Source organism: Streptomyces sp. NPDC013457 (assembly GCF_043089925.1).
In the GTDB taxonomy this organism is placed as follows: domain Bacteria; phylum Actinomycetota; class Actinomycetes; order Streptomycetales; family Streptomycetaceae; genus Streptomyces.
In genome coordinates this window covers 168740-180523 of record NZ_JBICBL010000014.1, presented here as the reverse complement: position 1 = coordinate 180523, position 11784 = coordinate 168740, and the positions used below count along the sequence as shown (strand labels likewise).

12 protein-coding genes are annotated in these 11784 nt (G+C 71.3%); 10 read left to right on the top strand and 2 right to left on the bottom strand.

Annotated features, from left to right (window positions below; translation table 11 throughout):
* The first annotated feature begins 167 nt into the window (after positions 1-167).
* The 3 genes from ACF1G2_RS31620 to ACF1G2_RS31610 all read left to right on the top strand — a co-directional run bounded on the left by ACF1G2_RS31620 (position 168) and on the right by ACF1G2_RS31610 (position 3102).
* Positions 168-1529 carry an aspartate aminotransferase family protein gene (locus ACF1G2_RS31620; protein WP_391801579.1) on the top strand — a complete coding sequence of 454 codons (1362 nt, stop codon included), beginning with the start codon at positions 168-170 and terminating at the stop codon, positions 1527-1529.
* A 112-nt stretch (positions 1530-1641) separates the two neighbouring features.
* Positions 1642-2337: a GntR family transcriptional regulator gene (locus ACF1G2_RS31615; protein ID WP_391801578.1), complete on the top strand. Its 696-nt coding sequence runs from the start codon at positions 1642-1644 to the stop codon at positions 2335-2337.
* Positions 2338-2451: 114 nt separating this feature from the next.
* Positions 2452-3102 carry a hypothetical protein gene (locus ACF1G2_RS31610; protein ID WP_391801577.1) on the top strand — a complete coding sequence of 217 codons (651 nt, stop codon included), beginning with the start codon at positions 2452-2454 and terminating at the stop codon, positions 3100-3102.
* Between the two features lie 130 nt (positions 3103-3232).
* Here the strand turns inward: ACF1G2_RS31610 and ACF1G2_RS31605 are convergent, their stop codons facing one another.
* Positions 3233-3970, bottom strand: a complete 738-nt coding sequence (locus ACF1G2_RS31605) for an SLATT domain-containing protein (protein WP_391801622.1) — start codon at positions 3968-3970, stop codon at positions 3233-3235.
* A gap of 302 nt (positions 3971-4272) precedes the next feature.
* Here ACF1G2_RS31605 and ACF1G2_RS31600 point away from each other — a divergent pair, with 302 nt between their 5' ends.
* From ACF1G2_RS31600 to ACF1G2_RS31570, 7 genes are all read left to right on the top strand, one after another.
* Positions 4273-4608: a YbaB/EbfC family nucleoid-associated protein gene (locus ACF1G2_RS31600; protein ID WP_352190427.1), complete on the top strand. Its 336-nt coding sequence runs from the start codon at positions 4273-4275 to the stop codon at positions 4606-4608.
* A gap of 73 nt (positions 4609-4681) precedes the next feature.
* Positions 4682-5281 carry a recombination mediator RecR gene (gene recR, locus ACF1G2_RS31595; protein WP_352190380.1) on the top strand — a complete coding sequence of 200 codons (600 nt, stop codon included), beginning with the start codon at positions 4682-4684 and terminating at the stop codon, positions 5279-5281.
* 41 nt (positions 5282-5322) lie between these two features.
* A complete protein-coding gene (locus ACF1G2_RS31590) occupies positions 5323-5985 on the top strand; it encodes a DUF5063 domain-containing protein (protein ID WP_391801576.1) in 663 nt (220 codons plus the stop codon).
* A 340-nt stretch (positions 5986-6325) separates the two neighbouring features.
* Complete coding sequence (locus tag ACF1G2_RS31585; RefSeq protein ID WP_352190376.1) at positions 6326-7597, top strand: aspartate kinase; 1272 nt, start codon at positions 6326-6328, stop codon at positions 7595-7597.
* Complete coding sequence (locus tag ACF1G2_RS31580; protein ID WP_391801575.1) at positions 7594-8664, top strand: aspartate-semialdehyde dehydrogenase; 1071 nt, start codon at positions 7594-7596, stop codon at positions 8662-8664. The genes ACF1G2_RS31585 and ACF1G2_RS31580 overlap by 4 nt, the downstream gene beginning before the upstream one ends.
* Positions 8665-8944: 280 nt before the next feature.
* A complete protein-coding gene (locus ACF1G2_RS31575) occupies positions 8945-9676 on the top strand; it encodes a SigE family RNA polymerase sigma factor (RefSeq protein WP_391801574.1) in 732 nt (243 codons plus the stop codon).
* On the top strand, positions 9673-10884 hold the full coding sequence (locus ACF1G2_RS31570; protein WP_391801573.1) for a hypothetical protein: 1212 nt from the start codon (positions 9673-9675) through the stop codon (positions 10882-10884). Before ACF1G2_RS31575 ends, ACF1G2_RS31570 begins: the two co-directional genes overlap by 4 nt.
* Before the next feature lie 155 nt (positions 10885-11039).
* On the opposite strand, the gene ACF1G2_RS31565 is transcribed toward ACF1G2_RS31570, so the two are convergent.
* Positions 11040-11780 (bottom strand): SURF1 family protein, encoded by a 741-nt coding sequence (locus ACF1G2_RS31565; RefSeq protein WP_391801572.1) that lies wholly within the window; start codon positions 11778-11780, stop codon positions 11040-11042.
* Between the last annotated feature and the right edge of the window lie 4 nt (positions 11781-11784).

Here is an 11784-nt window from a genome sequence, read left to right as displayed (position 1 = left end):
GACAGCAGACTGTCAGATCGACAGGATGCTGTCAATAGACCCCAGGGGAAACCGCGGGGGCACCGCAGGGCCTACGGGCCGGGGACGGCAACGTGTCTGGTCCGTGTCGGTCTCGGTGGACAAGATGGTCATGGCCGCTCCGACCTGCGCGTCCTTACCCTGGATCCATGACCCCTCATGTCGAACCCGACCCTCAGGCCGGCGCGGCCGTGAAGGCCGCAGACCGTGCGCACGTGTTCCACTCCTGGTCCGCCCAGGGCCTGATCGACCCGCTCGCCGTCGCCGGCGCCGAGGGTTCGTACTTCTGGGACTACGACGGCAACCGCTACCTCGACTTCACCAGCGGCCTCGTCTACACCAACATCGGCTACCAGCACCCGCGCGTGGTCGCCGCCATCCAGGAGCAGGCCGCGAAGCTCACCACCTTCGCGCCCGCCTTCGCCATCGACGTACGCTCCGAGGCCGCACGCCTCATCGCCGAGCGCACCCCCGGCGACCTGGACAAGATCTTCTTCACCAACGGCGGCGCCGAGGCCGTCGAGAACGCCGTACGGATGGCCCGGCTGCACACCGGCCGTCACAAGGTGCTCTCCGCCTTCCGCTCGTACCACGGCGCCACCTCCACCGCGATCAACCTGACCGGCGACCCGCGCCGCTGGGCCTCCGACACGGGCTCCGCGGGTGTCGTGCGCTTCTGGGCCCCGTTCCTCTACCGCTCGCCGTTCTACGCGACGACCGAGGAGCAGGAGTGCGAGCGCGCCCTCGCCCACCTCGAGGACACCATCGCCTTCGAGGGTCCGGCCACCATCGCCGCGATCATCCTGGAGACCGTCCCCGGCACCGCCGGCATCATGACCCCGCCGCCCGGCTACCTCGCCGGAGTCCGCGAGATCTGCGACAAGTACGGCATCGTCTTCGTCCTCGACGAGGTCATGGCGGGCTTCGGCCGGACCGGCAAGTGGTTCGCCGCCGAGCACTTCGACGTCGTGCCCGACCTGATGACCTTCGCCAAGGGCGTGAACTCCGGTTACGTGCCCCTCGGCGGCGTCGCGATCAGCGCGGAGATCGCCGCGACCTTCGACAAGCGGCCGTACCCGGGCGGACTGACCTACTCCGGTCACCCGCTCGCCTGCGCCGCCGCCGTCGCCACCATCCAGGTGATGGAGGACGAGAAGGTCGTCGAGCACTCCGCCCGCATCGGCGAGACCGTCCTCGGCCCGGGCCTGCGCGAACTCGCCGAGCGTCACCCCTCCGTCGGCGAGGTCCGCGGCATGGGTACGTTCTGGGCGCTCGACCTCGTCAAGAACAAGGAGACGCGCGAGCCGCTCGTCCCGTACAACGCGGCGGGCGAGGCCAACGCCCCCATGGCGGCCTTCGGCGCGGCGGCCAAGAAGCACGGCCTGTGGCCCTTCATCAACATGAACCGCACCCACGCCGTCCCCGCCTGCAACGTCTCCGAGGCGGAGGCCAAGGAGGGCCTCAGCGCCCTCGACGCGGCGCTCTCGGTGGCCGACGAGCACACCGTCTAGGAAGCGGGCCGGGCGCGCGGGGCCCCGCGCGCCGTCGGCGTCAGAAGCGTCACAGAGCCGGACCCTCCGTCTGGTCTAGGGTGTCCCAGAGCCGGACGGAGGGGGCCGAACCATGCCCGCGAGCGGAGCTGTCACCCGCAACACCCTGCGGCGGCAGATCGCGGACGCGCTCCGTGACGAAGTGCTCGCCGGGCGTTTGCAGCCGGGTGAGGAGTTCACCGTCAAGCAGATCGCCGAGCAGTACGGCGTCTCCGCCACACCGGTGCGCGAAGCCCTCGTCGACCTCTCGGCGCAGGGGCTCCTCGACTCCGACCAGCACCGCGGCTTCCGCGTCCACCAGTTCACGATCGACGACTACCGCGGCATGGTCGAGGCCCGCATGCTCGTCGTGGACGGCATCTTCCGCCGCCACGACCCGGCAGTGCACGCGCCCGGGCCCGACGTCTCGCGCGGGGTCGCGCTCGTTTCCATACGGCGCCGGGGCGAGGCGGCGGTCCGCGCGGCCCGCGCAGGCGACCTCGACATCCTCATCGGGTACGACATCCGCTACTGGCGCGAACTGGCCCGGCTGGTCTCCGCCAACGACTACATCGCCGACTTCCTGCACCGCCTGCGGGTCCAGGCCTGGGTCTTCTCCGTGCCGTACCTGCGTTCCGACCGGGACCTCCTCGGCTGGCTGTGGAGCGGCCATGTGGACCTCGTCGACGCGCTGACCCTCGGCGACGCGGACGCGGCGGTCGAGGTCGTACGGGTGTACAACCAGCAGTCGCTGGAGTGGGCGGACCGCGTGGAGCGCCAGGCGCGCTGATGCTCCGCGCGGGTGTCGCGCGGTGTGTCGACGGGCAGGTCACCACCGGGTGTGCGGTGCGGACCGCGCCGACTACCCTGGCCGTCCCTGCAACTGACGGAGAGCGAGCCTCCCTTGGCCTGTGACCTGTGGCTGGTCCCGCTTGTCGACGTGCTGTGCCACAGCCCCGACAATCCCTTCGCCGAAGAGATCGCCGCCTACGACAAGGCCCTGACCTCGTCCGGTCTGCCCACCGTTCCCGTGTACGCCTACATGCCGGGGCTGTCCGGCGATGTCGCGCCCGTCGCCGGGTTCGACTACGACGCCCTGCACTTCCTGCGCCGCGCCTATCTGCTGCACCTGTGCGGCCTGCCCGTCGAGCCGGTCGACGAGCTCGGCGGGGACTACGAGCAGCTCCTGGAGATGTTCGAGGCCACGGCGCAGCAGTCCCATCTCGTCTGGCACTACGACCACGCCGGCGCGTACGTCCCCGTGGACTTCCCGGCTCCGCTCTCCAACGACGAACTCCTGGAAGGCGGCGGTCCGCTGGGGTCCTCCCACGGGCTGCTGCGGGAGCTGGAGTTCGTCGCCCCCGCTATCGGGATCGACCCGGCCAACCCGCCCGCCGCCCCGCTGCCGCCGGAACGGCCGACCTCGCTGGAGGAACCGGCCGGGCCGATCGCGTACGAGGACAGTCCGTTCGCACGCGAGCGCCATGTGTGGCTCGGACTGCACGCGGCGGCGACCCGGAGCCTCGGCCAGGGCTCGATGATCATCCTGAGCTGACGTCGGCCCCGGCCGTACGGACGAAGGAAGGGTGCCCCCGCCCCGGGGACGCCCTTCCTTCCGTTCGCGCTCTCCTGCCCGTTCGCACTGCCCTGCCTTGCCCGTACGTACGGTTCTGCCCGTACGGAGGTCAGCGCGGCTCCGGCGGTCGCTGCCTCGGCATGTTGGGGCGGGTGCCCGGCGGAAGGGGGAAGCGGGCCGACGGGTGCCCGCCCTCGGGCCGGGTCCCGCCCGCGCCCACCGACTGCAGGGCCAGCGGCGTGGGGCCGGAGCGGAACTCGACCATCCAGTCCGCCGTCTCGGCCCGCACGAGCTCCGTGACGTCCTCCGAGAACTTGCGCAGCACCCCGAGGCACCGCTCGGCCGCCTCGCTCGCGGTCCCCTCGGTGGGCCCGAGGACCTCCCGTACGCTCTCCGACGCCCAGTCGAACTGCAGGGCCTGCAGCCTGCGCTGCACCGCCTGTGCCGTCGCCACGTCCCGCATCCAGCCCGACGTCAGCCCGAAGTACCGGTCGCACGCCAGGCACGCCGCGCCGAGCAGCAGGGACAGGTACCCCCAGCCCACCGCCCCGTCCGCCGCGCCCGTCAGATCGAGCAGCGGCAGCGCGGCGCCGACGACCACGCCGAGCGCCGTGCCGAGGCGCAGCGCCCGGGCGCAGCGGCGCTTCCAGACCCGGTCGGAGAGGTACCACTCCGCCGTGTCGAGCGCTTGGGACTCGACCCAGCGGTACAGCTCGTCCAGACGCTCCGCGGGCTCGCCCCAGTCGCCGAGCGGGAACGGTGTCCCGGTCAGATCGCGGCGCGCGGCCGGCCGCCCGGGCTCTCCCGGTCGTCCCGGTTTCCCGGGCTGCGGCTGCGGCGGCTGCATCTCCGGCTGCTGGCTCACCGGGGCACTCCTCTGTTCAGCTCAGCGCTCGTGTCCTTCTGTGACGTGCGGTGCACGTGGTGCCTGCCCTTCCTACCGCCGAATGGTGGGCTGTGGGCCCGGAATCCCGGGATTTCCGCCCGCAAGAGGGTCTTGATCAGGTAGAGGAGCCCGCAGTTTCTCACTCGAAAGAGTTGTGGCGGCAGGCCGGGCATGGACCACGTAGGCTCGGCCGTACCGAACGTCAGTCGTCACATCAGTCGTCCGGTTGTCATCCGTATACCGTCGAAATGCCAGGAGTGACCGTGATTCCCGGTGGTGGCCAGCCCAACATGCAGCAGCTCCTCCAGCAGGCCCAGAAGATGCAGCAGGATCTCGCGCGCGCTCAGGAGGAGCTCGCCGCGACCGAGGTCGAGGGCCAGGCGGGCGGCGGACTGGTGACGGCGACCGTGACCGGCTCCGGCGAGCTGCGCGGCCTGGTGATCGACCCCAAGGCGGTCGACCCGGAGGACACCGAGACGCTGGCCGACCTCGTCGTGGCCGCGGTCAAGGCCGCCAACGACAACGCCCAGCAGCTCCAGCAGGACAAGCTGGGCCCGCTGACGCAGGGCCTGGGCGGCATGCCGGGCCTGGGCTTCTGAGGCGCTCGGGCTTCTAAGGCGCCCCCGCAGCCACTACCGTAAGAAACAAGCACTTCTGAGAAGGGCGCTCGCGTTGTACGAAGGCGTGGTTCAGGACCTCATCGACGAACTGGGCAGGCTGCCCGGCGTCGGTCCCAAGAGCGCCCAGCGGATCGCGTTCCACGTCCTCCAGGCCGAGCCGACCGACGTACGCCGTCTCGCGCACGCGCTCCTGGAGGTCAAGGAGAAGGTCAGGTTCTGCGCGGTCTGCGGCAACGTGGCGCAGCAGGAGCAGTGCAACATCTGCCGCGATCCGCGGCGGGACCTGTCGGTCATCTGCGTGGTCGAGGAGCCGAAGGACGTCGTGGCGATCGAGCGGACGCGTGAGTTCCGCGGTCGCTACCACGTCCTCGGCGGCGCGATCAGCCCGATCGAGGGCGTCGGCCCGGACGACCTGCGCATCCGTGAGCTGCTCGCGCGGCTCGCGGACGGGACGGTCACCGAGCTGATCCTGGCGACCGACCCGAACCTGGAGGGCGAGGCCACCGCGACGTACCTGGCGCGGATGATCAAGCCCATGGGCCTCAAGGTCACGCGTCTGGCGAGCGGCCTGCCGGTCGGCGGCGATCTGGAGTACGCCGACGAGGTCACTCTGGGGCGTGCCTTCGAGGGGCGGCGACTGCTAGATGTATGACGACAGGGTCTGCGCGTCCGCGCCCGAAGGAGGCACCCGCGATGTCTGATGCCACACTGCACGCGATCACGCACGACCCGGACGACTTCGCGGTCCAGATCGCCGACTCGATCGAGTCCTTCATCGTGGCGACCACGGAAGTGGCCAAGGGCGACGAGCCCGACAGTGCGGTCCCCTTCCTGCTCCTGGAGATCTCCCAGCTGCTGCTCGCCGGCGGCCGTCTGGGCGCGCACGAGGACATCCTCCCGGACGAGCGGTACGAACCCGACACGGGTCCGGAGCCGGACGTGGACGACCTGCGCGAGCGGTTCGCGACGATGCTCGACCCGGTGGACGTCTTCTCCGAGGTCTTCGACCCGTACGAGCCGCGCAAGGCGCCCGTGCCGGCGCGGATCTCCGACAACCTCGCCGACATCGTCACCGACCTGCGGCACGGACTGGCCCACTACCGTGCGGGGCGCACCAGCGAGGCCCTGTGGTGGTGGCAGTTCTCGTACTTCTCCAACTGGGGGCCGACCGCCTCGGCGACCCTGCGTGCGCTGCAGTCCCTCGTCGCCCATGTGCGGCTCGACCAGCCCCTCGCGGCCCTGGACGGCCTCGACACGGACGAGGACCTGACCGAGGACGACCTCGCCGAGGAGGCGGGGCGCGTCATGGCGGAGGAGATCGCCGGACCGCTGGGCCTGGGCACGCTGAAGAAGTAGCGACCACACACCGTGCGGCGGTGTGAGCCCGCGCAGCGAACGGCGTGAGGTGAGCCCGCGCGCGCCGGGCGGTGGGGTGTGAGCCCGCGCGCCGGGCGGTGGGGTGTGAGCCCGCGCGCCGGGCGGCGGGGTGTGAGCCCGCGCACATCTCGGCCCGTCGCCGCGTACCCCCGACTCTCCCGGGCAGGCAGACCCACCGGGCGGTCCGGTAAGCCCAGGGCGTGATCACTGACTGAGCGGGACATCTCAGGATGCGATATACGGTCGGCGATTCCGGGCCGCTCGTTAAACTGAGCCGACCGCAGTAATGACTGCGGCAGAGACTGACCGAGGAGCGCACGTGGGCCTTGTCGTGCAGAAGTACGGAGGCTCCTCCGTTGCCGATGCCGAGGGCATCAAGCGGGTCGCCAAGCGGATCGTGGACGCCAAGAAGAACGGCCACCAGGTGGTCGTCGTGGTTTCCGCGATGGGCGACACGACGGACGAGTTGATCGATCTCGCCGAGCAGGTATCCCCGATCCCTGCCGGGCGTGAGTTCGACATGCTGCTGACCGCCGGAGAGCGGATCTCCATGGCCCTGCTGGCCATGGCGATCAAAAACCTGGGCCACGAGGCCCAGTCGTTCACGGGCAGCCAGGCCGGTGTCATCACCGACTCGGTCCACAACAAAGCGCGCATCATCGATGTCACGCCGGGCCGGATCCGCACCGCCCTCGACGAGGGCAACATCGCCATCGTCGCGGGCTTCCAGGGTGTGTCCCAGGACAAGAAGGACATCACCACGCTCGGCCGGGGCGGCTCGGACACGACCGCCGTCGCCCTCGCCGCCGCGCTCGACGCCGAGGTCTGTGAGATCTACACCGACGTCGACGGCGTCTTCACGGCCGACCCGCGTGTGGTGAAGAAGGCGAAGAAGATCGACTGGATCTCCTTCGAGGACATGCTGGAGCTCGCCGCCTCCGGCTCCAAGGTGCTGCTGCACCGGTGCGTCGAGTACGCACGCCGTTACAACATCCCGATCCACGTCCGCTCCTCCTTCTCGGGGCTGCAGGGCACCTGGGTCAGCAACGAGCCGCAAGGGGACCGCAAGGTGGAGCAGGCCATCATCTCGGGCGTCGCCCACGACACCTCCGAGGCGAAGATCACCGTCGTCGGCGTGCCGGACAAGCCGGGCGAGGCCGCGGCCATCTTCCGGGCCGTCGCGGACGCCGAGATCAACATCGACATGATCGTGCAGAACGTGTCCGCGGCCTCCACGGGCCTGACGGACATCTCCTTCACGCTTCCCAAGGCCGAGGGCCGCAGGGCCATCGACGCCCTGGAGAAGGCGAAGGGCGCGATCGGCTTCGACTCCCTGCGCTACGACGACCAGATCGGAAAGATCTCCCTGGTCGGCGCCGGTATGAAGACGAACCCCGGCGTCACCGCCGACTTCTTCCGGGCGCTCTCCGACGCGGGCGTGAACATCGAGCTGATCTCCACCTCCGAGATCCGCATCTCGGTCGTCACCCGCGCCGACGACGTCAACGAGGCCGTGCGCGCCGTGCACAGTGCCTTCGGTCTCGACAGTGACTCCGACGAGGCGGTCGTCTACGGAGGCACCGGGCGATGACCCCGAAGCCGACGCTCGCGGTCGTCGGTGCGACCGGAGCCGTCGGTGCGGTCATGCTCCAGATGCTCACGCAGCATGCGGACGTCTGGGGCGAGATCCGACTCGTCGCCTCGCCGCGCTCGGCCGGCCGCAAGCTGGCCGTGCGCGGTGAGGAGACCGAGGTCCTGGCCCTGAGCGAGGAGGCGCTGGAGGGCGTTGACCTCGCCCTCTTCCTGGTGCCCGAGGACATCGCGGCGCGCTGGGCGCCCATCGCCGCGGCCAAGGGCGCGGTGGTCGTGGACACCTCCGCGGCCTTCCGGGCCGACCCGGACGTGCCGCTGGTGGTCCCCGAGATCAATCCGCACGCCGTACGGGTACGGCCCCGGGGCATCGTCGCGAGCCCCGGCTGCTCCACGCTGGCGCTGATCGTCGCCGTGGGCGCGCTGCACGCCGAGTTCGGGGTCGTCGAGCTGGTGGTCACCGCCCAGCAGGCCGCGAGCGGAGGCGGGCAGGCGGGTGTCGCCGCCCTGCGCGAGCAGCTGTCGATGGTGGCCGGGACCGAGCTGGGCACGCACCCCGGCGACGTACGGCGGGCCGTCGGCGACGACACCGGGCCCTTCCCCGGGCCGGTCGCGCTCAACGTGCTGCCCTGGTCGGGGGAGCTGCGGGAGGACGGCTGGTCCTCCGAGGAGGTGCGGCTGCGCGAGGAGACCCGCAAGGTCCTCGACCTCCCCGGGCTGCATGTCGCGGCCACCTGTGTGCGCGTCCCGGTGGTGACCGCGCACTCGGTCTCCGTACACGCGCGTTTCGAGCGGCCGGTGAGCGTCGGGCGGGCGCACGAGATCCTGGCGACCTCGCCCGGTGTGGTGCTCTTCGACGATCCGGCCTCGGGCGACTTCCCCACGCCCGCCGACGTCGTGGGCACGGACCCCGTCTGGGTGGGGCGCGTGCGCAGGTCGATGGACGACGAGCGGACCCTCGAGTTCTTCGTCTGCGGCGACAACCTCCGCAAGGGCGCCGCGCTGAACGCGGTGCAGATCGCGGAGTCAATCATTCGCCCCGAGCGTCCGGAAATCGACCACGGCTGATCGTTCGACTTTGTAGGATCTGTGGACGACCTGTGAGCAAATCGGCGTCAGATGCCTCTTGAACTGGGGTGACGGCATGTCCGACGATGCTTTTCACCCCTTACCGCAACCGGTAGTTGGGTGGGATGCGTCTCTTGGCGCACCCATGTGGTGTGTCGGAAAACGTGCTCTGAAAACGGGGCATTGGGGAAGAGCGGGTACGCATGAGGGTTTTTGGTGCACCGTCAAAAACGGTGGCGTACTCGTACAACCCTGACGGGGGGAAGCGTGTCCAACAGGCGTGGCAGAGGTACTCGACATCGCAGCCGTCGTCCCGCTCCGCGGCACGACAGTGGTCCCCGCGCGAGGGACGCTCACCGTTCCCGCACGCGGCACCGCGGGCTCCGTGGTGCGCCCGCTCAGGCGCCCGCGTCCGGCCGGCGGGATGCCGGTGATCGCCCCCGTGCCCGCAGAGACCCGGACGGCCGGTGTGTCCGGCATCCCCTCGCCCCGCGAGAGCACTGAAGGCGCTGTGTCCGCGGGCACCTCCGTAGACCATCTGACCGAGACCTACCGGGCGCACTACCGCTCGCTTCTCGGTCTCGCCGCACTGCTCCTCGACGACACCGCCTCCTGCGAGGACGTGGTCCAGGAGGCGTTCATCCGCGTCCACTCCGCGCGCAAACGGGTGCGGGACCCGGAGAAGACGCTGGCCTATCTGCGCCAGACCGTCGTCAACCTCTCGCGCTCCGCGCTGCGCCGCCGCATCCTCGGCCTCAAGTTGCTGTCGAAGCCGATGCCGGACATGGCGAGCGCGGAGGAGGGCGCGTACGACCAGCTGGAGCGGGACGCGCTCATCAAGGCGATGCGCGGGCTGCAGCGGCGTCAGCGCGAGGTGCTGGTCCTGCGGTACTTCGCGGACATGACGGAGGCCCAGGTGGCCGAGACGCTCGGCATATCCCTGGGTTCGGTGAAGGCGTACGGCTCGCGGGGCATCGCGGCGCTGCGCGTCGCTATGGAGGCGACGGCATGAGCACCGACGACACGAGGCCCGGCGGTACGGGTTCCGACGACACGAGGCCCGGCGGTACGGGTTCCGGCGAGGCGAACAGCGGCGGTACGAGTGGGCTGCCCGACGGCGACCGCGACGACATGGGACACGGGATTGTGAACGACGGGCCGGACAACGAGCGGGCCGACGGCCACGACGACCTCTTCGGCGGCGACGAACTGGCGCTGAGGCGCCTGCTCCACGGCGCGGTGGCGGACCTGGAGCCCACCGACGGAGCTCTCGACCACCTGCGCCGCGCCGTACCCGCGCGGCGGACCCGCAAGCGTCAGGCCGTCGTCGGCTTCGCCGCGGCCGCCGTGCTGCTCGGCACCGCCGTCCCCGCCTTCGTGCACGTCGCCGGTTCCGGTGGCATCACCGCCGACCAGGCCGTCAACGCCGGCCACGGCGAGCAGGCGCAGGGCGGCACGGGCTCCGAGACCGGCGTCGAGACCGGCGGGAACGGCGGCGGCGCGCCGACCGGCACCACCCCTCCGAGCCAGGGCGCCGAGGGCGGGGCCTCCGAGGACGGCGCGAACGAGAGCGCCGGCAGCGGCTCGCAGTCCCCCTCCGGGTCCTCGCCCGTGTGCGACGCGGCGCAGCTGGCCGTCAGCTCGGCGCAGGCGGGCGGCCCGGACGCCGAGGGGAAGGTCTACGGCACGTTCCGCGTGTCCAACGTCTCCGGCAAGGAGTGCGTGGTGAGCGGCGACGGCAGCGTCGGCTTCCAGGCCCTCGGGGCGGCGGACCCGGCCCGGATCTCGGTGGTGGCGCACACCGCCGGGGACGCGGCGAGCGGACTGCCCGACCCCTCGCAGACGTCGTCCACGCTGCTCCTGAAGCCGGACGGCGCGTACGAGGTGAAGTTCGCCTGGGTCCCCGCGGAGACGTGCCCGGCCACCGGTACGCCCCCGGACCCCGAGCCGACCCCGGACCCCGAGCCGAGCCCGAGCGTGGACCCGACCCCGAGTCCGACGAAGGACGGCGAAGGCCAGACGTCGGGAGCCTCGGGCTCGACCGGCAACGGTGACTCCGTCGACGGCGCGGCCCCGCAGTTCCGGGTGGACGGGACGCCCGCCGACGGCAGCGTCGCGATCAGCCACACCGCCGAGCCCGGCAGCCCCCAGGCGGCCACGACGATCCCCAACGCGTGCGCGGGCACCATCTACCGCACGGGCGTGCTGGACGCGTCGTAGCGCCCCTCCGGGGGCGCGGGCGGCCTGCCTGCCCGTGGCCTCCGGGCCGGGCGGGGTGATGGAGAGGGCCCGCGGGGCCGCCTCTGGTCCCGCGGCCCCCGCCGCCTTCCGGTCCCGAGGACCCCGGGCGCTCGGGCGCTCGGGCGCTCGGGCGTCTACAGGCCCAGGGCCGCGTCGCGGTGGGCCTCCGCCTCGCGGCGCAGGAGGCGGAACCACATGAAGACGACGAAGCCCGCGAAGACGAACCACTCCGCGGTGTAGCCGAGGTTCTGGAACGCCTTGAGGTCGAGCGACGTGCCCGCCGCGGCCGCCGCCGGGACCGGGGTCAGGCCGGCGGGGGAGTCCGTGAGCGTGATCCACGCGTCGTAGACCTCGTCGGGGACCAGGTTGACCAGCGACCCCGCGCTGATCATGCCGAGCTGGCCGTCCGGGAGACCGCCCGCCGCGTGGACGCCCTTCGTCCCCGTGTTCTCGGACGCCTGCAGGGCGCCCACCACGGTGACCTGGCCCGACGGCGGGGCCGGTGCCTTCGCGCCGGCCGGCAGCCAGCCCCGTACGACCGGGAGCGACTTGCCCTCGTCCGTCTTCAGCAGGGTCAGGACGTACGCGCCCGCACGGCCCTCCAGCTCACGGTCCGGCACCAGGAACTGCTCTCCGTACCGCCCGCTCGCCTCCGCGTGGCGGCCCGAGGTCTCCTTGTCCACCGGCAGCAGCGCGCTCAGCGGCTCGGTCCTCAGCGTGCCCGGATCCGGGGCCTGCTCCGCCTCCCGGTGGGAGTCGACGCGGTCCTCGAACTTGCCCATCTGCCAGGTCCCCATGAAGAGGCAGAACGGGATCGCCAACAGGACGAAGACGTTGATCCCCCACCAGCGGGGCGTTTTCAGGAACCGGTACACCCCT